14 protein-coding genes and 2 rRNA genes are annotated in these 19,653 nt (G+C 59.6%); 6 read left to right on the top strand and 10 right to left on the bottom strand.

The window, feature by feature from the left end; translation table 11 throughout:
• Nucleotides 1-59 precede the first annotated feature (59 nt).
• The 4 genes from M0D68_RS13390 to M0D68_RS13375 are packed head-to-tail and all read right to left on the bottom strand — an operon-like array spanning nt 60 to nt 4,266.
• Nucleotides 60-1,166 (bottom strand): phosphotransferase, encoded by a 1,107-nt coding sequence (locus tag M0D68_RS13390; RefSeq protein WP_200621919.1) that lies wholly within the window; start codon nt 1,164-1,166, stop codon nt 60-62.
• 20 nt (nt 1,167-1,186) lie between these two features.
• Nucleotides 1,187-1,903, bottom strand: coding sequence for a histidine phosphatase family protein (locus M0D68_RS13385; protein WP_266224520.1), 717 nt, complete (start codon nt 1,901-1,903; stop codon nt 1,187-1,189).
• A gap of 21 nt (nt 1,904-1,924) precedes the next feature.
• Nucleotides 1,925-2,713: an oxepin-CoA hydrolase, alternative type gene (locus M0D68_RS13380; RefSeq protein WP_266224518.1), complete on the bottom strand. Its 789-nt coding sequence runs from the start codon at nt 2,711-2,713 to the stop codon at nt 1,925-1,927.
• Nucleotides 2,710-4,266 carry a 3-hydroxyacyl-CoA dehydrogenase gene (locus M0D68_RS13375; protein ID WP_266224517.1) on the bottom strand — a complete coding sequence of 519 codons (1,557 nt, stop codon included), beginning with the start codon at nt 4,264-4,266 and terminating at the stop codon, nt 2,710-2,712. The genes M0D68_RS13380 and M0D68_RS13375 overlap by 4 nt, the downstream gene beginning before the upstream one ends.
• A gap of 126 nt (nt 4,267-4,392) precedes the next feature.
• On the opposite strand from M0D68_RS13375, the gene M0D68_RS13370 reads away from it, so the two are divergent.
• Complete coding sequence (locus M0D68_RS13370) at nt 4,393-5,040, top strand: glutathione S-transferase (protein WP_266224515.1); 648 nt, start codon at nt 4,393-4,395, stop codon at nt 5,038-5,040.
• Nucleotides 5,041-5,149: 109 nt separating this feature from the next.
• Here the strand turns inward: M0D68_RS13370 and M0D68_RS13365 are convergent, their stop codons facing one another.
• On the bottom strand, nt 5,150-6,322 hold the full coding sequence (locus tag M0D68_RS13365) for a pyridoxal phosphate-dependent aminotransferase (RefSeq protein WP_266224513.1): 1,173 nt from the start codon (nt 6,320-6,322) through the stop codon (nt 5,150-5,152).
• A gap of 127 nt (nt 6,323-6,449) precedes the next feature.
• Nucleotides 6,450-6,938, bottom strand: coding sequence for a putative toxin-antitoxin system toxin component, PIN family (locus M0D68_RS13360; protein ID WP_266224512.1), 489 nt, complete (start codon nt 6,936-6,938; stop codon nt 6,450-6,452).
• A 57-nt stretch (nt 6,939-6,995) separates the two neighbouring features.
• Between M0D68_RS13360 and yaaA the strand changes: the two genes are divergently transcribed.
• Together yaaA and M0D68_RS13350 are read left to right on the top strand one after the other, a co-directional pair.
• Complete coding sequence (gene yaaA / locus M0D68_RS13355) at nt 6,996-7,778, top strand: peroxide stress protein YaaA (RefSeq protein ID WP_093639703.1); 783 nt, start codon at nt 6,996-6,998, stop codon at nt 7,776-7,778.
• A 34-nt stretch (nt 7,779-7,812) separates the two neighbouring features.
• Nucleotides 7,813-8,967 carry a M14-type cytosolic carboxypeptidase gene (locus M0D68_RS13350; protein WP_266224511.1) on the top strand — a complete coding sequence of 385 codons (1,155 nt, stop codon included), beginning with the start codon at nt 7,813-7,815 and terminating at the stop codon, nt 8,965-8,967.
• Between the two features lie 117 nt (nt 8,968-9,084).
• Here M0D68_RS13350 and M0D68_RS13345 read toward each other — a convergent pair whose 3' ends face one another.
• The 4 genes from M0D68_RS13345 to M0D68_RS13330 all read right to left on the bottom strand — a co-directional run bounded on the left by M0D68_RS13345 (nt 9,085) and on the right by M0D68_RS13330 (nt 13,010).
• Nucleotides 9,085-9,750, bottom strand: coding sequence for a hypothetical protein (locus M0D68_RS13345; RefSeq protein WP_266224510.1), 666 nt, complete (start codon nt 9,748-9,750; stop codon nt 9,085-9,087).
• A 167-nt stretch (nt 9,751-9,917) separates the two neighbouring features.
• Nucleotides 9,918-10,592, bottom strand: a complete 675-nt coding sequence (locus tag M0D68_RS13340) for an energy-coupling factor ABC transporter permease (protein ID WP_093639753.1) — start codon at nt 10,590-10,592, stop codon at nt 9,918-9,920.
• Nucleotides 10,593-10,704: 112 nt separating this feature from the next.
• On the bottom strand, nt 10,705-11,580 hold the full coding sequence (locus tag M0D68_RS13335) for a response regulator transcription factor (RefSeq protein WP_093639756.1): 876 nt from the start codon (nt 11,578-11,580) through the stop codon (nt 10,705-10,707).
• Nucleotides 11,581-11,795: 215 nt separating this feature from the next.
• Complete coding sequence (locus M0D68_RS13330) at nt 11,796-13,010, bottom strand: DUF2863 family protein (RefSeq protein WP_054034941.1); 1,215 nt, start codon at nt 13,008-13,010, stop codon at nt 11,796-11,798.
• Between the two features lie 271 nt (nt 13,011-13,281).
• On the opposite strand from M0D68_RS13330, the gene M0D68_RS13325 reads away from it, so the two are divergent.
• The 3 genes from M0D68_RS13325 to M0D68_RS13315 all read left to right on the top strand — a co-directional run bounded on the left by M0D68_RS13325 (nt 13,282) and on the right by M0D68_RS13315 (nt 19,636).
• On the top strand, nt 13,282-14,397 hold the full coding sequence (locus M0D68_RS13325; RefSeq protein WP_200621926.1) for an AI-2E family transporter: 1,116 nt from the start codon (nt 13,282-13,284) through the stop codon (nt 14,395-14,397).
• Between the two features lie 471 nt (nt 14,398-14,868).
• Nucleotides 14,869-16,399 (top strand): 16S ribosomal RNA (locus M0D68_RS13320).
• Nucleotides 16,400-16,698: 299 nt separating this feature from the next.
• Nucleotides 16,699-19,636 (top strand): 23S ribosomal RNA (locus M0D68_RS13315).
• The 16S and 23S rRNA genes sit together here, the layout of an rRNA operon.
• The last annotated feature ends 17 nt before the right edge of the window (nt 19,637-19,653 follow it).

Genomic DNA, 19,653 nt, shown 5'->3' with positions numbered 1-19,653 from the left:
TGACCTCGCGGATGACGAATGACGTTTGTTCAGGAACGCAATCTGGTGCGCTGATTTGGCTAACGTACTTTCTGTGCGTAGCGCCAGGCGAGTTCTGCCATCGGCTTCGCACGACGGCCGGCATCGAGCGCCTGAGCGCTGGCCGCGGTGCCGTCGACTACACGCTTCATGATCCCTTGCAGGATCGCCGCGATGCGGAACATGTTGTACGCGAGATAGAAATTCCAGTCGCCGTGGATCTCGAAGCCGGTGCGCTTGCAATAGCGCTCGACGTACTGCGCTTCGTCGGGAATGCCGAGTGCCGCCCAGTCGAGGCCCGCAATGCCGCGGAATTGCGCCGGGTCGACGTGCCACGCCATGCAGTGATAGGCGAAATCGGCGAGCGGATCGCCGAGCGTCGATAGTTCCCAGTCGAGTACGGCCAGTACGCGCGGCTCGGTGGGATGGAAGATCAGGTTGTCGAGCCGGTAGTCGCCATGCACGACCGAGGCGCGCTCGCCCGTTTCCGCCGGCATGTGTTGCGGCAGCCATTCGATCAGACGCTGCATCGCGTCGATCGGCTCGGTTTCGGACGCGACGTACTGCTTGCTCCAACGGCCGATCTGGCGTGCGAAGTAATTGCCCGGTTTGCCGTAGTCGGCAAGACCGATTGCCGTGACGTCGACGCTATGCAGCGCGGCGATCACGCGATTCATTTCGTCGTAAATCGCGGCGCGCTCAGCGGGTGTCATGCCGGGGAGAGACTGGTCCCACAGCACGCGGCCTTCGACGAACTCCATCACGTAGAACGCCCGGCCGATCACACTTTCGTCTTCGCACAAGGCGAGCATGTTCGCGACCGGCACGTCAGTGGCGGCGAGCCCATGCATCACGCGGTATTCGCGTTCGACAGCGTGCGCCGAGGGCAGTAACTTCGCGGCTGGCCCGGGCTTCGCGCGCATCACGTACGAGCGCGACGGCGTGACGAGTTTGAAGGTGGGGTTCGACTGGCCGCCGGCGAATTGCTCCAACGTGAGTGGCCCGGCAAAGCCGTCGACATGCTGGCTTAGCCACGCGGCGAGCGCGTCGCCGTCGAAACGTTGCCGCTCGTTGACCGGACGCGTGCCCTCGAAGGCCGAGTAATCCGGTTGCTGTTCTGGTTCGCCGGTCTGTGTGCCTTGCACCATGTGTCTCCTCCAGTTCGGGTTCAGCTACGCTTGTATTGAATGAATTGTGCGTAGAGCATTTCCATAGTGGTATTGCGAACGTCGCGATGGAGCGGCGACGGCGGTGAATAGTTGATCTCGCGCAGTACCCAGTCGCGCGGCTTGGCACCGACGTCGAGCGCGTTGATGCAACCGGTGGCCTGCGCCAGATGGCCGAAGAAAGTACGGCCGCCGGCGGTGAGCGCGTGCGACAGAATCGCGCGATTTACGCCGCCGTGCAGTACCAGCAACACGGTGTCCCACGATGTGTCCTCGCGCAACGCCTCTACCGCGGGCAACACGCGGTCGAACAACGCGCCGATGGTTTCGCCGTCGAGAAAGCGTGTGCTTTCCGGCACGACACCATCGAACACGCCGAGAAATGCCGATTCGATATCCTGCGGCGGAATGTTGCTGAGCTTGCCGCCGCGAATTTCCTGCCATGCCGGCTCGATGTCGAGTTCGATCTGCTGACCGGTCTCGGCCAATACGCGCTGCGCCGTTTCGACCGTGCGCGGCAAGCCGCTCACGATCACCCGATCGAACCGGACCTGCTGCTCGGCGAATACGCGGCCTGCCGCGCTGGCCTGTTCGCGGCCATTCGTATTCAACGGCACCGTTTCCGGATCGATCGCGCGGCCGCTGTCGTCGAAGTAGGTTACGTCGCCGTGACGCATCAGGAAGATGCGGCGGCGTTTGGGGAGTTGATAGTCAGGCATCGTCCCTTCGTTCGCTTATGTTTACCTGTAGACCGGAGCGCGTTTTTCGAGGAACGCTGAAATGCCTTCGAGACCGTCGCGATGGTGCAGTGAGGCGACGAAGCTGTCGCGTTCAGCGACCAGATGTTCAGCAAGCGGTTGTGCACCGGCCGCGCCGATGAGCCCTTTGATGCGCGCGACCGAATTCGGCGAAATCTTGCCGATCTCGTCGGCCCAGGCGACAGCGGTGTCGCGCACGGCGCCGGTCTTCGCTAGCTTGTTGACGACACCGAGATCGTAGAGACGCGAGGCGCCGATCGGTTTGCCTTCGATCAGCACTTCGGTTGCCAGTTGACGTGGCAGGGCTTGCGCGAGAAACCACGAGCCGCCGCCATCGGGCGTGAGACCGACGCGCGCATACGACATCACGAACTTGGCGTCTTCCGCGGCGACGATCAGATCGCACGCGAGTGCTAATGAAAATCCCGCGCCGGCAGCGGCGCCATCGACGGCGGCGATCACCGGCTTCGACGATAAACGCAGTGCCGAAATCCATTCGCCGAGCAGATCGATGCTTTCGGCCTGCACCGACGGATCTTTCGCGCGGTTTTCCAGCAGACGGTTCAGATTGCCGCCGGCACAAAAGAAGTTGTCGGCGCCGGTAATCACAACAGCGCGGATCGACGGATCGCGCTCCACCGATTCGAGCGCCTCGATGCCCGCGGCGTACATGTCCGGATGCAGCGCATTGCGTGCGCCGGGGTTCGACAGCGTGAGGACCAGCGTCGATTCGCTTTCGGTCGGGCGTGAGGTCAGCAGTTCGGCGCTCATTGTTGGGTCTCCGTTTGAGTGTCGGCAGCGTCGCGCTGCGTCAGCGACAGGCCAAGTTGCGCGCGCCGTGCAAGCCAGGGCGACGGACGATAGCGTGGATCGCCGAGCACGCTGAAGATATTGCGCAGGATGGTAAGGATCGTTTTCGAGCCGAGTGCATCGCCGAGTGCGAGCGGTCCGCGCGGGTAGCCGAGGCCTAGCGTCACCGCGAGGTCGATGTCCTCCGGCGTCGCGATCTGTTTTTGCGCGATGTCGCAGCCGATGTTGACGATGGTCGCCACGACGCGTTGCGCGACGAAGCCGGTCGAATCGCGAATCACGGTGACGGGAACGCCATCCGCGGCGAATAGTGCGTGCGCGGTCTCGCGTGCAGCGTGGCTGGTGGCGGGTGTGGTCATCAGGGTGCGGCGCTGCGCGGCGGCCAACGGGAAGAGGGCGTCGATAGCGACAACGCGAGTTGCATCGAGGGCTTCGTCGACGGCGGCGGTAGTCGCGTCATGACCGAACGGTGTCACGACGATCAGCGAGTCCGCTGCGGGTGTAGCGCCTTCGTCGAGCTTTACGCCGGCCTTGGCGATGAGTTGCACGACGGCTTCATGCGCCTCCGGATAGCGCTTGCTGACCCACACGCTGTGCGGCAGTTCAGTGGGTGCGGGCGCTTCTGCTGGCACTTGCTGCTTGCCGTCTTCGTAGCGATAGAAGCCTTCGCCCGTTTTGCGGCCGATCAGTCCGCCCGCGAGCCGCGTGCCCGTGATCGGCGAGGGCGTGAAACGCGGTTCTTCATAGAACTGGTGGTAGATCGATTCCATCACCGGATGCGATACATCGAGCGCAGTCAGGTCGAGCAGTTCGAACGGCCCGAGACGAAAGCCTGCCTGCTCGCGCATGATGCGGTCGATGTCGGCGAAACTCGCCACGCCTTCACCCGCTACGCGCAGGCCTTCGGTATTCATGCCCCGACCGGCGTGATTGACGATGAAGCCAGGCATGTCTTTCGCACGCACCGGCGTATGGCCCATGCGTCGCGCGAGTTCCATCAGCGCGTCGCCGACGGCGGGATCGCTGCGCAGGCCGTCGATCACTTCGATGACCTTCATCAACGGAACCGGATTGAAGAAGTGATAACCGGCTACGCGCGACGGATTCGTGCAGCCCGCCGCGATCGCGGTAATCGACAACGACGACGTGTTCGACGCCAGCACGCAACGGCCGCTCACCACTGTTTCGAGTTCGCGAAAGAGCGCTTGCTTCACATCGAGCTTTTCGACGATCGCCTCGACGACCAGATCGCAATCGGCCAGATCGCCGACGACCTGCGCGCCGCTCACGTTCGCCAGTGCGGCGAGCGAGCGTGCCTGGTCGAGCTTGCCTTTGGCAGTCAATTTGGCGAAAGTCTCGGCAACGTAGTCGCGCGCGGCGCCGATCGCAGCAGGGTTCGTGTCGTACAGACGCACGGTAAGGCCCGCCAGCGCGGCAATCTGGGCGATGCCACGGCCCATTGCACCGGTTCCGACAATGCCGATAGTCTCGATGCTGAAATTGCGAGAGGTCATTGTGATGCTCGACTCCATGGTTATTTTAGAATAGCACGATCGTGCAATTTACTGGATGATTGATCGAAGGCCGTTGCGTTGATTTTGACGGGCGGTCTCAAACAACCCGAAGAAAGGAGACACCCGATGATCAAGCTGTGCGGTTTCGCGCTCTCTAACTATTACAACAAGGTCAAGTTCGTGCTTCTCGAACACGGCATTGCGTTCGAGGAGGTGTTCGTGCTGCCGAGCCAGGAAGAAACCATGCTCGAGCATTCTCCGCTCGGCAAGGTGCCCTATATCCAGACCGAACACGGCGATCTGTGCGAATCGCAAGGCATCGTCGAGTACCTGGCCGCGCGCTTTCCCGACAAGGCAATTTTCTCCGCGGACCCGTGGGAAGCGGCCAAGGAGCGCGAACTGATCATGTTCGTGGACGTACATCTCGAACTGACCGCGCGCAATCTCTACAAGGAAGCATTCTTCGGTGGCACCGTGACTGACGCGACCAAGGGGCGCGTCGAGAAGCTGCTCGAGCACCACATTGCCGGTTTCAAGCGGATCGCGAAGTTTGGGCCGTATTTGCGCGGCGAGCACTTCAGTGTCGCCGACGCTGCGGGTTTTGTGAGCTTGCCGTTGGTGGGCATGGCGACGCAGACCATCTACGGCCGCGATTTTCTGCTCGATGCCGGCGTGGACTGGAAAAGCTATGTGAAGGCGATCAACGCCCGGCCGGCCGCGCAGCGCGTGACCGACGATCGCAAGGCGTATATCGCGGCCTCGCGTCCGGTCTGAGGCGTGGCGGTGTTGCGCTTGAAATGAACCCGGGCGTGCAACGCACGCGTGGGCCGCTGCGCGCGATGGCGAGGAACGTGGGTTCGTTCGCAGCATCGCGCGGGGCGTCCTAGAGCCGCGCCAGCCGGTCGAGCGCCGTAGCGAGGGTGGCTTCCTGTTTGGCAAAGCAGAAGCGCACCACGCCCGATTCATGCGCCTCGTGATAGAACGCCGAAACGGGAATTGCCGCGACACCGATCTCGCCCGTCAGCCATTGCGCGAATTCGGCTTCGGGCAAATCGCTGATTGCGGAATAGTCGACGCACTGAAAGTAGGTGCCCGTGCAAGGCAGCAGCCTGAAGCGTGAATTCGCGAGGCCGGCGCGGAAGTAGTCACGTTTCTTCTGATAAAACGCGGGGAGATCCAGATACGGCGCCGGATCCTTCATGTATTCCGCGAGGCCGACCTGCATCGGCGTGTTGACCGTAAACACGTTGAACTGGTGCACTTTGCGGAATTCAGCCGTGAGCGCGGCGGGAGCCGCTACGTAGCCGATCTTCCAGCCGGTGACGTGATAGGTCTTGCCGAAGCTCGACACCACGAAACTGCGCTGCGCCAGGTCCGGATAACGCGCCACGCTCTCGTGCGGTGCGCCGTCGTACACCATGTGTTCGTAGACTTCGTCGGACAGAATCAGTACGTTGGTGCCACGCACGATTTCTTCGAGCTTGCGCATGTCTTCCGCGCGCCAGACCGTACCGGTCGGGTTATGCGGTGTGTTGATCAGCAGGAGCCGCGTTTTCGGCGTGATCGCGGCGGCGAGCTTGTCGAACGGGATTGCGTAGTCAGGTGCGTCGAGCGTGACGAATACCGGCTTGCCGCCGGCCAGCTCGATCGACGGCAGGTAACTGTCGTAGGTCGGCTCGACCACGATTACTTCGTCGCCCGGATGCACGGTACAGAGAATCGCGGTCAGCAGCGCCTGCGTGGCGCCTGCCGTCACGGTGATCTCGCTTGTGGCGTCGTAGCGGCGGCCGTACAGGTTGGCGATCTTGTCCGAAATCGCCTGACGCAGCGGCGCGGCGCCCGCCATCGGCGGATATTGGTTGTGGCCGTCGCGCATGGCGTTTGCAACCGCGTCGACAATGCGGGGGTCGCAGCCGAAGTCGGGAAAGCCCTGGCCGAGGTTCACCGCGCCTTTTTCGGCGGCGAGCGCGCTCATCACGGTGAAAATCGTCGTGCCGACGTCCGGCAGGCGGGACGGGAACGAGGGACTCATGGGCGTGTCGTGCGGTGCATTCATGGCGCTGTCCTGAGCGTGGTCGAGTGAGTTGGCGAAAGACGTCGTTCGAAAAGGACGAAGCCTGATTGTAGGGAATCGCGGCCCTGCGTGCGCGCAGTCGGCCCGACGTTGGCCATCTGGCCAGGGGTCATACCGATGCGGGCTCGTCCGCGATTGCCATACAGGCGCTAACGAACGGCGCCGGCTGCGCAATCTGGAAACCGAAGTCACGCGCAATCCGCTTGGCCAGTTTCAGCACCGCGCGGTCTTTCGACACCAGCCAGTCGGCCTGTGCGGAGTGCGCGAGTTCGAGGAATTTCTGGTCGTCGCGGTCTTTGCATTTCGGCAACGGCCTGGCATTTTCCGCGGGTGCAGCGGGTTCGACCAACTGCGCGAGGCGTGCAACGACGGCAAGCGCCGCCGCCTTGTCCACATTGCGATGCACGAATTGCGGGTAGTCGAGCACGTAGGTGAGTTCGGCGAGGCAGCGCGCGTCGATCAGCGCGGCGAGCGCGCCACTTTCGAGCGCGGCGCGAATCGGCCGCGTGTGCGGATCGTCGAACACGAGAATATCGATCCAGACATTGGAATCGAGGACGACGCGCAAAGCGCCGTGTGAGGCATGGGAACCGGGCATTCGTTACAATCTGGCTTTCGTCTTTGACCGCCAGGCACGGCGTGCCTGCAAGCCTCTATGATAATCGTTCTGTCGCCGGCGAAATCGCTCGACTACGAAACCCCTCCGCACGTCAAAAAGCACACGATCCCCGATTTCGTCGACGATGCGGCCGAATTGATCGGCGGATTGCGCCTTTTGTCGCCGCAGCAGATCGGTTCGTTGATGAGCATTTCCGACCAGCTCGCGCACCTCAATTTCCAGCGTTACGCGCAATGGTCGCCCAGTTTCGGCACGCACAACGCCAAGCAGGCCGTGCTCGCGTTCAACGGTGATGTGTACGAAGGCTTCAATGCCAGAACGTTGTCGTCGGCCGATCTGGATTACGCGCAGAATCACGTGCGCGTGCTTTCCGGCCTGTACGGATTGCTGCGCCCACTCGATCTGCTGCAACCGTACCGCCTCGAAATGGGGACGCGCTTTGCCAATACGCGCGGCAAGGATCTGTACGCGTTCTGGGGCGAACGGATCACGCAGGCTTTGAACGCACAATTGAAGAAGCGCGCTGCCGCCTCGCGCGTGCTGGTCAACTGCGCGTCGGGTGAGTACTTCAAGTCGGTCAAACCCAAGGTGCTCGAAGCGCCGATCATCACGCCGGTGTTCGAAGACTGGAAGGGCGGCCGCTACAAGATCATCAGTTTTCACGCAAAGCGCGCGCGCGGCCTGATGGCGCGCTACGCGGTCGAAAACCGTCTCGACAAGCCCGAGCAACTGAAGTCCTTCAACGTCGAAGGCTATGCGTTCGACGCCGAAGCCTCGAACGATTCCACCTACGTATTCCGCCGCCGCATCGCTGACTGAGCGATTGCCGCGCACACAAGCAGGGAAGAACATCATGACGTTATCGATTACGAGCAACTTCGACGCGGGCGCGATCGAAGTGCTGGCCTGTGAAGACGCCGGCAACATCCGTTTGCGCGTGCGGCCCGACAGTCACGCCGAGTTCGCGCAATGGTTTTACTTCCGGTTGTCCGGCGCGGCCGGCGAGCGCTCCGTAATGACCTTCGAAAATGCTGCAGCGTGCGCGTTCGCCGAAGGCTGGCGCGACTACCAGGCGGTAGCAAGCTATGACCGCGTGAACTGGTTCCGCGTGCCGACTTCCTACGACGGCCGCGTGTTGACGATCGACCACACGCCGGATTTCGACCGTATTTACTACGCTTATTTCGAGCCGTATAGCGAGGAACGTCACTCGGAGTTTCTCGGCGCGATTCAGCAGATGCCGCAGGCCACGCTCACGGAGTTGGGCAAGACCGTCGAAGGCCGGCCGATGTCGCTGCTGACGCTTGGCACGCCGCAAACCGGCGGCACGCCCAAGAAGAAGATCTGGCTGATCGCGCGTCAGCATCCTGGCGAGACGATGGCCGAATGGTTTATCGAAGGTCTCGTCAAGCGTCTCGCGGGTTGGGGCGATTGGGCGGGCGATCCGGTGGCGCGCAAGCTTTACGACCACGCAGTGTTCTACATCGTGCCGAACATGAATCCGGACGGCAGCGTGCACGGCAATCTGCGCACCAACGCGACGGGCGCGAACCTGAACCGCGAATGGATGGAGCCGGACGCAGCGCGCAGTCCCGAGGTGCTCGTGGTGCGTGATGCGATTCACGCGACCGGTTGTGACCTCTTTTTCGATATCCACGGCGACGAGGCGCTGCCGTATGTGTTCGTGGCCGGCTCCGAAATGCTGCCGGGTTTCACCGAGCGGCAGGGCGAGGAGCAGAAAGCGTTCATCGAAGCATTCAAGCATGCGAGCCCGGATTTCCAGAACAAGTACGGCTATGCCGCGAGCAAGTATCGTGAGGACGCGCTCAAGCTGGCTTCGAAGTACATCGGCAACGAATTCGGCTGTCTGTCGTTGACGCTGGAGATGCCGTTCAAGGACAACGCCAATCTTCCGGACGAGCGGGTGGGTTGGAACGGTGAACGTAGCGCGTCGCTGGGCGCCGCCATGCTGCAGGCTATTTTGCGACACGTGGAGACGTTCGCGTAACTGGACGCCGCATAGAGAAACGGGGCATACACTCTGGAAGTGTGTGCCCCGTTTTTTTGCTGGGTGCGAGCCCGGTCAGTAGTGCGGACTCGTTGACGCGGCCTTCGCTCTTGTCCGCTATTGAGTCTTCTTCGCTGGGGACTTCTTCGCGGTCGATTTGCTCGAAGACTTGCTGGAAGTTGCTCGCGAAGATTTTCCCGAGCTTGCTTTCGAGGACTTACCGGTCGCTTTCTTCGTAGTTTTACCGCTGGCGGAGTGCTTGCCCTTCACACTCTTGTGCTTGCCCGAGGACGCTCGCGAGCCCGTTGACCCGGTGCTGTGCGCGCGGGCCGGCGGCACCGGATCGTTCCAGCTGAACGCCAGCATCTGGGCGCCCACATAGCCGCAACGGAATTTGAGATCGGCTGGATCTCCACCGCCGCTCTGGCGGATACCCAGGCCCTCGACGGTAACGATGTTGTCCACCTTGACGCGCTGCTTGCCCTCGTCGAACGAATCGTTCCAGGGCGTGACCGCGGCATGGGCGCTGTCGAAGGAGCTGGGTGGAAATTCGACATGGTCGAAGGCGGTCGATGTGCTCGCAACAAAATTGCCATGGGCAGCGCAGTCCGCGACTAGCGGGTCCGCATGCATGTCATTGACAAATTTGTTGACGAGATCGTTGTGCTGTTCGAGTTGATCGGCGTATGCGGGAGCAGAGCAAATGAGCGAGAGACTCGCTGCAAATGTTGCTAACCGGCCGACCAACCGCAGCAATCGGCGCGGTACGTTGGTGCGATCCATCTAGTTCGTTAGACGCTAATAAGACATGAGGCACGTAAGATGCCTGGCGAGAGGGATGAGTTCAATCCTGACACAAATATTTTGTCCTGTCGTGGTGCGTGGACTCAGGCGCTTTATGTGCCGGGATGGCAGATTGCCGTCGATACGTGCTCGATGCCGCGCTCGTGTCAGGTGCGTGGTCCGCCCAAGCGATACCGACGCACATCATAAGTGGTAACCCACGCCGGGCGGTAGACCGCGATCAACGCCGTCGACATGCCCGTGAACCAGGCTTCGCCAGTGGCGAGCAGAAGCACGCTGAACGCGTAGCCGACCGGCACCACGGTCATCGAACCGTCTGCGAGTGTGATGTGAACGCCGAGCGCCGCGGCCGCGGTAAGCGACACGGCAATGGCGGGTGAGACAAAACCCTGGCCGAAGATGAACATGAAGAGGTTGCGCGGCAGCCAGGCGATGCTGGCACGCTGGATGAGGGTGGAGATACCGACAGGCAACGCACCGAACACGAGGAAGGTCAGCGCAATACCCTGCCAGGGGGCGTCGAAGACGACAGCGGCGAGACCGGTGACGATCGCCATTGCGATCAGCGCCAGCGCCCAATCGAATAATGTGACGACCAGCGTGGCGCCGAGCAGATGCATGACAGTACCGTCGTCGAGCCACGCGTTGCTCGCCCACAGCACGGACACCGCGACGATGATCGCGAGCCAGACATGCTGGAGTGTGCCGTCTTGAAGTCGTTTGAAAGGATTTTTCCACAGCGCGAGCGCGACCACTATCGCAGTGGCGATCCAGCCACCGACAGCGACCCAGAACGGAAGCGGTGTGTAGAGGAAACCCATGTATTCCATATTACTCGTTGGACGAGAAAAGGTGTGAGCGGATTCCATGCCAGCCGGCGCGAACGCTGTGAGAAAACGCGCGTTTCGATTCTGGCGCGCGCGCCGGCTGACGTTATGCCGAACCCTGCGTGACCTGTTCCGCCGTCAATTCGGCGGGCGCATCGCCGTACGGCGTGGTCGGTTCGGCCGCCATTGGCAGCGCGTCGGCCGTGTCGTTCGCGGGCAACGGATACTGGAAGCGCCGCAGGGTGCGGCGCCGCAATGGCACCACTCCGGCTTGCCCCATTACCGGACGAACCTGACCTCCTCCATCGTTGCGCAGTACTTGCAAATGAGCCGACAGCCAGCCGTTGTACAGCGCGACTGCGGCGGCGCGGTTAGGCGCTCCGAGTTGCTGAAATATGCTGGTCAGATGAATCTTGACGGTGCCTTCACTGATGCCGAGCGTGCGCGCGATCATCTTGTTAGTGCTGCCCATGTGGACGCAGCGCATGATCTGCTCCTGGCGGGGCGACAGGCCATTGGAAAGTTTGGCCCGGCGCGGTGGTGGACTCTTTTCATCGAACGGTCGGATGGTGGCATCCGGCGGTAGCGGAGGATTGAGCGCCAACGCGCCGGGCGGCACATAGTGACCGCCCAGCAGAACCATCTCGAAAGCGCGCACGATCAGGCATGGGTCGGTTTCGCGCGGGATCACGCCGAGCACGCCTTCGTCCATGAGGTCCCGTACGACAGTTGGAGAGACCTTGTCGGTCAGCACTGCAATGCGCAGGTCCGGGTAGTGGCTGAGCAGATGACGGGTGTCGTCAACCGACATCCAGTCCTGCCAGTCGATCACGAGCAGGTCGGGTAGCAGACGCTTGAGCGTACGCTCAACCTGACGCCAATCCTGTGCTTCGTTAAAGCGCGCTAGCCGGTCGATTTGCCGCAGCAGTGCTTTGAGTCCATCGCGTCGTTCCGCGTCTGTGTTGAGTATTGAGAATCGCATGCCGTGTCTCCAGATGAATCGGGCGAGGTGGCGCGATGCGCGCGGGCCGGCGAAGGTGCCGGGCGCATTGCGATGCACCACCGGCACTATGATGACAAATTCCCTTCGGTTTGACCCCCTGTCCAAAAGGCATAGGAGGAATGACATCAAAAAGCCCCGCGCGTGGCGGGGCTTTTTGATGTCGACTGCGGCGCAATGACGCCGACGCTGGCGGCTCAGTGGAAATGCGGTTGCGCGGGCTCCGCGTCCTCCGGCATTTCGGCGTGGACGATTTCGCCGAGCGGGTCCGCATAGAGCGGCACACCGCAGTCATCGCAATATTCCGGCTCGAAGCGGCCCGAGTGGCGGCGCACGTCTGTCACGCCGGTTTCCTTGAGCAATGCGACGATTTCTTCGAGCGGGTCATCCGACGCAGCAGTCTCTTGCGGTTCTTCATCGATGCCGGGCTCACCGTTCTCGCGGCCGTAAAGCGGCCATACAACGCCGTAGATCACATCATTGCTGCCGCGGCGTGTGAAGCCGACGCGGTATTCGTCGATACGGCGCTCCCCGAAGCCTGCGACAACCGCGCGCAATTCCTGTGGCGCCGCGCCGATTGTGTCGAACAGGTAGCGCACGGCAGTGCGTACCGTATGCGGGCGCACGCGTTCGTCGGCGTCGCGGCAGGCCGAATAATAGGCATCCGGCAGCAGACACTCGAACTCACATCCGGGCAGCACCAGCGAAAGATTGGCGCCGCCTTGCGTTGCCCATTGTTCAAGACATTGACCACGCTCAATCCGGCTGCCGTTTTCTTCTTCCTGCCAGCGAAACGCCGGCTCGCCCACCGGCGCCGCCACCACAGCCAGCAGAAAGCGCGGGTCGGCCAGGATGGGCGAGGTTTCCGGCAGTTCGCCGAAATTGAGTTTGACGTTGCCACCCGCCATGGCTGCTTGAGCGAGTTGCTGGGCGATACGCCAGGTCTCGACGTGGTGACGCGGCAGCTGGTCGATGCTGTACAGGAACGGCACCATGGCCACACGCGTATTGGCCGCGAGCACGTGCGCCTGCAGGTGCGCGCGCAGCGCGTCGGCCGCGTCCACTTTGAGCGGGCCGGAAGGAATCATGTAGCGAGTCCAGGCCAGCACGGGCGCGGCAATCAGCAGCGCTTCATAAGGAGCGCCTTCATGGTCGATGATGAACGACTCGCTGTGCGTTTCCGCCATGTCGGCGAGTGCGCCGTAAGCATCGGGATGATTCTGCTGCAGATGATCGAGTGCGGCGTCCAGCGTAGTCTGGTTGGCGTTACGGACGATCTTGGTCAGCAGCGCATCGAGCTTCGCTTCCCAGAAGCGGTCTTCGGTGCGGCTGCCCGACGCGAAAAGCGCGAGCGAGAGACCGACAAGCTTGTCGGCATCGGGGGGGAGACGTTTGGCGATTCGCGAGCGCATAAATCCGGAAATTGGGAGGCACAGAACCTTATATTCTAGTCTTTTCTATGCCGCCATATTATTTGGCTGACTATGCCGGATGGATTGGGACGTTTCCACATTAAAAATAAGCCCGCTGCAGGGGGCGCCGGATGCGTTGCGCGGCGTCCTGGCCGGATGATATAAGACATGCCCAGGGGCGCGGCCCGCTTCTATACTGCCCACCGTCGGTCGGCGCCTGGCAAGCGTATGTCTATTCGTCGCTGTGGTCTGGCACAACAGGAGATGCATAGTGAAATCGGACCAACTGATTGAACGTCTCGCCGCAGTGTTCGCGTTGATCATATTGGTAGGTGGCTCCCTGCTGGTGCTTGCGCCTTTTACGACCGCGCTGTTGTGGGGCGCCATTCTCAGTTATAGCTCGTGGGGCTTGTACCGGCGGCTCACTGCGGCAGTCGGTGGGCGCCGAAAGCTCGCCGCGACGTTGATCGTGCTCATCATCCTGATTGTGGTGCTCGGTCCGTTCGTCTATGCGGGCTTTGCCTTTGGCGCGCACGTTCACGACATCGTCGCGTTGGTACAAAGACTCTTCGAGGCTGGCTTGCCGGATTTGCCGCCGTGGGTCGGACGAATCCCGCTGGTTGGCTCGAACATCGAGACGTTCTGGGCGAATGTAACGAGTAGCAACTCTGAACTGATCGCGCAAATGCGTGCGCTGGCGGCGCCGGCCGGCAAGTGGATTCTGGCGGCTGCGATTGCCGTTACGCACGGTCTGGGTTTGTTGGCGCTGAGCATCGTGCTCGCGTTCTTCTTCTATACCGGAGGAGAGGGCGCGGCGGCGTGGCTGAGGGCGGGCATGCGCCGCATCGCCGGCGAACGCGCTGATTACTTGCTGGCGCTGGCGGGCAGTACGGTGAAGGGCGTGGTCTACGGGATTCTCGGCACGGCGCTTGTGCAAGGCATTCTTGCCGGCTTCGGTTGCTGGATTGCGGGCGTCCCGGCGCCGGCGCTGCTCGGGCTGGCGACGTTCTTCCTGTCGGTGATACCGGGCGGCCCGGTGGTCGTTTGGTTGCCTGCGGCAATCTGGCTGTATCACGGCGACTCAACTGGCTGGGCGATCTTTCTGGTTGTGTGGGGCGTGTTGGTCGTCGGCATGTCCGACAACGTTATCAAGCCGATCCTGATCGGCAAGAGTAGTGATATGCCGCTGATCCTGGTGATGCTGGGTATCCTGGGTGGTGCGTTTGCTTTTGGCTTCCTTGGTGTATTCATCGGCCCGACATTGCTGGCGGTTGCCTATACCGTGCTGCACGATTGGACGATCGGCGCCCCGGCAGCGGACGCTTTGGCGCCCGACGTGAAAGTGCCGGTTGTCGATGAGCCGGGGCGCATAGAAAAGGCGCCTTGAAATAAATTCCAGATATGGCTTGCAAGGGGTCGTGCGGCTCGCTAGAATCTCGCTCTTTCGTGCTTCGGACCGGAGCACGGGAAGCGGGAGAGCCAGCAGTGGCAAGGCTTTGCGCGATGCGGGCAGGTTCAGGAAGTTAGAAAAACCTGTTGACGGCGTAGCGAAAGTTCTCCATAATCTCGTTTCTCTGCTGCTGATGCAGCGACGCAGAACGAAGCGGTGCCGGGTAGTTGAAGTGGGGCGCTGTTCCGGTAGTGAATGCGGACTCGATCTTTAAAAATTAACAGCCGATAAGTGTGGGCGCTTGATGCGCGACGCGAGCTGGGCTCTTCGGGGTCTGGCATAAGCGAAAGTATCAAGTCTCACACTAGTATTAAGGAAGGTTTTCCCGTCTTCGGACGGGATGATCATTCGTCAGTACGTTGAGTGAGCGACCGGTTCGTAACAGAACCGAAAAACAGTAACAGGTTTGAACTGAAGAGTTTGATCCTGGCTCAGATTGAACGCTGGCGGCATGCCTTACACATGCAAGTCGAACGGCAGCACGGGGGCAACCCTGGTGGCGAGTGGCGAACGGGTGAGTAATACATCGGAACGTGTCCTGTAGTGGGGGATAGCCCGGCGAAAGCCGGATTAATACCGCATACGCTCTACGGAGGAAAGGGGGGGATCTCAGGACCTCCCGCTACAGGGGCGGCCGATGGCAGATTAGCTAGTTGGTGGGGTAAAGGCCTACCAAGGCGACGATCTGTAGCTGGTCTGAGAGGACGACCAGCCACACTGGGACTGAGACACGGCCCAGACTCCTACGGGAGGCAGCAGTGGGGAATTTTGGACAATGGGCGAAAGCCTGATCCAGCAATGCCGCGTGTGTGAAGAAGGCCTTCGGGTTGTAAAGCACTTTTGTCCGGAAAGAAAACCTCCGCCCTAATATGGTGGGGGGATGACGGTACCGGAAGAATAAGCACCGGCTAACTACGTGCCAGCAGCCGCGGTAATACGTAGGGTGCAAGCGTTAATCGGAATTACTGGGCGTAAAGCGTGCGCAGGCGGTCCGCTAAGACAGATGTGAAATCCCCGGGCTTAACCTGGGAACTGCATTTGTGACTGGCGGGCTAGAGTATGGCAGAGGGGGGTAGAATTCCACGTGTAGCAGTGAAATGCGTAGAGATGTGGAGGAATACCGATGGCGAAGGCAGCCCCCTGGGCCAATACTGACGCTCATGCACGAAAGCGTGGGGAGCAAACAGGATTAGATACCCTGGTAGTCCACGCCCTAAACGATGTCAACTAGTTGTTGGGGATTCATTTCCTTAGTAACGTAGCTAACGCGTGAAGTTGACCGCCTGGGGAGTACGGTCGCAAGATTAAAACTCAAAGGAATTGACGGGGACCCGCACAAGCGGTGGATGATGTGGATTAATTCGATGCAACGCGAAAAACCTTACCTACCCTTGACATGTATGGAATCCTGCTGAGAGGTGGGAGTGCCCGAAAGGGAGCCATAACACAGGTGCTGCATGGCTGTCGTCAGCTCGTGTCGTGAGATGTTGGGTTAAGTCCCGCAACGAGCGCAACCCTTGTCCCTAGTTGCTACGCAAGAGCACTCTAGGGAGACTGCCGGTGACAAACCGGAGGAAGGTGGGGATGACGTCAAGTCCTCATGGCCCTTATGGGTAGGGCTTCACACGTCATACAATGGTCGGAACAGAGGGTCGCCAACCCGCGAGGGGGAGCCAATCCCAGAAAACCGATCGTAGTCCGGATCGCACTCTGCAACTCGAGTGCGTGAAGCTGGAATCGCTAGTAATCGCGGATCAGCATGCCGCGGTGAATACGTTCCCGGGTCTTGTACACACCGCCCGTCACACCATGGGAGTGGGTTTTACCAGAAGTGGCTAGTCTAACCGCAAGGAGGACGGTCACCACGGTAGGATTCATGACTGGGGTGAAGTCGTAACAAGGTAGCCGTATCGGAAGGTGCGGCTGGATCACCTCCTTTCTCGAGCTAACGTGTCGATCGCATTGGCGATTGAGCCAGTCAGAGTGATACGCGGTTATAGCAACTGCGATATCGGCTGTCGTTCTTTAACAATCAGGAAGAAGTAGTAAAGAGATTCACGAAAGATCACTTAGAGATGGGTGATCGAGTAGGTGAATCAGGGTTGTGATTGTATCAATGTATGAAAAGGTGATCGAAAGATCGCCTTGGAATACGGCGCAACACGAATACTCAACCTGTAGCGCGTGTGGCGAGCGTGTGATTCCGAGTGAATGACACATGAGACACACCCGTTATAGGGTCAAGCGAACAAGTGCATGTGGTGGATGCCTTGGCGATCACAGGCGATGAAGGACGCGGTAGCCTGCGAAAAGCGGGGGGGAGCTGGCAAACGAGCTTTGATCCCCCGATATCCGAATGGGGAAACCCACTCCTTATGGAGTATCCGTAACTGAATACATAGGTTACGTGAAGCGAACGCGGTGAACTGAAACATCTAAGTAACCGCAGGAAAAGAAATCAACCGAGATTCCCAGAGTAGTGGCGAGCGAAATGGGACCAGCCTGTACTCTTTATCTTCATTGTTAGTCGAAGGCTCTGGAAAGTGCCGCCATAGCAGGTGATAGCCCTGTAGACGAAAACAGCGAGGAAGAACTGGGTGTACGACAAGTAGGGCGGGACACGTGAAATCCTGTCTGAAGATGGGGGGACCATCCTCCAAGGCTAAATACTCGTGATCGACCGATAGTGAACCAGTACCGTGAGGGAAAGGCGAAAAGAACCCCGGGAGGGGAGTGAAATAGATCCTGAAACCGCATGCATACAAACAGTCGGAGCCTCGCAAGGGGTGACGGCGTACCTTTTGTATAATGGGTCAGCGACTTACATTCAGTGGCAAGCTTAACCGATTAGGGCAGGCGTAGCGAAAGCGAGTCCGAACAGGGCGTTCAGTCGCTGGGTGTAGACCCGAAACCAGGTGATCTATCCATGGCCAGGATGAAGGTGCGGTAACACGTACTGGAGGTCCGAACCCACTAACGTTGAAAAGTTAGGGGATGAGCTGTGGATAGGGGTGAAAGGCTAAACAAACCTGGAAATAGCTGGTTCTCTCCGAAAACTATTTAGGTAGTGCCTCGTGTATCACCTTCGGGGGTAGAGCACTGTCATGGTTGTGGGGTCCATTGCGGATTACTACGCCATAGCAAACTCCGAATACCGAAGAGTGCAATCACGGGAGACAGACATCGGGTGCTAACGTCCGGTGTCAAGAGGGAAACAACCCAGACCGCCAGCTAAGGTCCCCAAATATTGCTAAGTGGGAAACGAAGTGGGAAGGCTAAAACAGTCAGGAGGTTGGCTTAGAAGCAGCCATCCTTTAAAGAAAGCGTAATAGCTCACTGATCGAGTCGTCCTGCGCGGAAGATGTAACGGGGCTAAGCAATATACCGAAGCTGCGGATGCACATTTATGTGCATGGTAGGAGAGCGTTCCGTAAGCCTGCGAAGGTGCATTGAAAAGTGCGCTGGATATGCATGGTAGGAGAGCGTTCCGTAAGCCTGCGAAGGTGCATTGAAAAGTGCGCTGGAGGTATCGGAAGTGCGAATGCTGACATGAGTAGCGATAAAGGGGGTGAAAGGCCCCCTCGCCGTAAGCCCAAGGTTTCCTACGCAACGTTCATCGGCGTAGGGTGAGTCGGCCCCTAAGGCGAGGCAGAAATGCGTAGCTGATGGGAAGCAGGTTAATATTCCTGCACCATTGTTAAATGCGATGGGGGGACGGATCGCGGAAGGTTGTCCGGGTGTTGGAAGTCCCGGTCCTTGCATTGGAGAAGGCGCTTAGGCAAATCCGGGCGCGGAATTCAAGGGTGCGAGGCCATTCACTTCGGTGAAGAAGCAACTGGAAGTGGTTCCAAGAAAAGCCTCTAAGCTTCAGTTTAACAAGACCGTACCGCAAACCGACACAGGTGGGCGAGATGAGTATTCTAAGGCGCTTGAGAGAACTCGGGAGAAGGAACTCGGCAAATTGGTACCGTAACTTCGGGATAAGGTACGCCCCTGTAGCTTGACTGGCCTGCGCCAGGAGGGTGAAGGGGTTGCAATAAACTGGTGGCTGCGACTGTTTAATAAAAACACAGCACTCTGCAAACACGAAAGTGGACGTATAGGGTGTGACGCCTGCCCGGTGCCGGAAGATTAAATGATGGGGTGCAAGCTCTTGATTGAAGTCCCGGTAAACGGCGGCCGTAACTATAACGGTCCTAAGGTAGCGAAATTCCTTGTCGGGTAAGTTCCGACCTGCACGAATGGCGTAACGATGGCCACACTGTCTCCTCCCGAGACTCAGCGAAGTTGAAGTGTTTGTGATGATGCAATCTCCCCGCGGCTAGACGGAAAGACCCCATGAACCTTTACTGTAGCTTTGCATTGGACTTTGAACCGATCTGTGTAGGATAGGTGGGAGGCTATGAAGCGTGGACGCCAGTCTGCGTGGAGCCGTCCTTGAAATACCACCCTGGTTTGTTTGAGGTTCTAACCTTGGTCCGTTATCCGGACTGGGGACAGTGCATGGTAGGCAGTTTGACTGGGGCGGTCTCCTCCCAAAGTGTAACGGAGGAGTACGAAGGTACGCTAGGTACGGTCGGAAATCGTGCTGATAGTGCAATGGCATAAGCGTGCTTAACTGCGAGACCGACAAGTCGAGCAGGTGCGAAAGCAGGTCATAGTGATCCGGTGGTTCTGTATGGAAGGGCCATCGCTCAACGGATAAAAGGTACTCTGGGGATAACAGGCTGATACCGCCCAAGAGTTCATATCGACGGCGGTGTTTGGCACCTCGATGTCGGCTCATCTCATCCTGGGGCTGTAGCCGGTCCCAAGGGTATGGCTGTTCGCCATTTAAAGAGGTACGTGAGCTGGGTTTAAAACGTCGTGAGACAGTTTGGTCCCTATCTGCCGTGGGCGCTGGATATTTGAAGGGGGCTGCTCCTAGTACGAGAGGACCGGAGTGGACGAACCTCTGGTGTACCGGTTGTCACGCCAGTGGCATCGCCGGGTAGCTATGTTCGGAAGAGATAACCGCTGAAAGCATCTAAGCGGGAAACTCGCCTTAAGATGAGATATCCCCGGGGCTTCGAGCCCCTTGAAGGGTCGTTCAAGACCAGGACGTTGATAGGTCAGGTGTGGAAGCGCAGTAATGCGTTAAGCTAACTGATACTAATTGCCCGTAAGGCTTGATCCTATAACAGGTGTGTTTCG

This window comes from Paraburkholderia sp. SEWSISQ10-3 4 (assembly GCF_030464785.1).
In the GTDB taxonomy this organism is placed as follows: Bacteria; Pseudomonadota; Gammaproteobacteria; order Burkholderiales; family Burkholderiaceae; genus Paraburkholderia; species Paraburkholderia aspalathi.
This window is presented reverse-complemented; position numbering and strand designations above follow the sequence as displayed.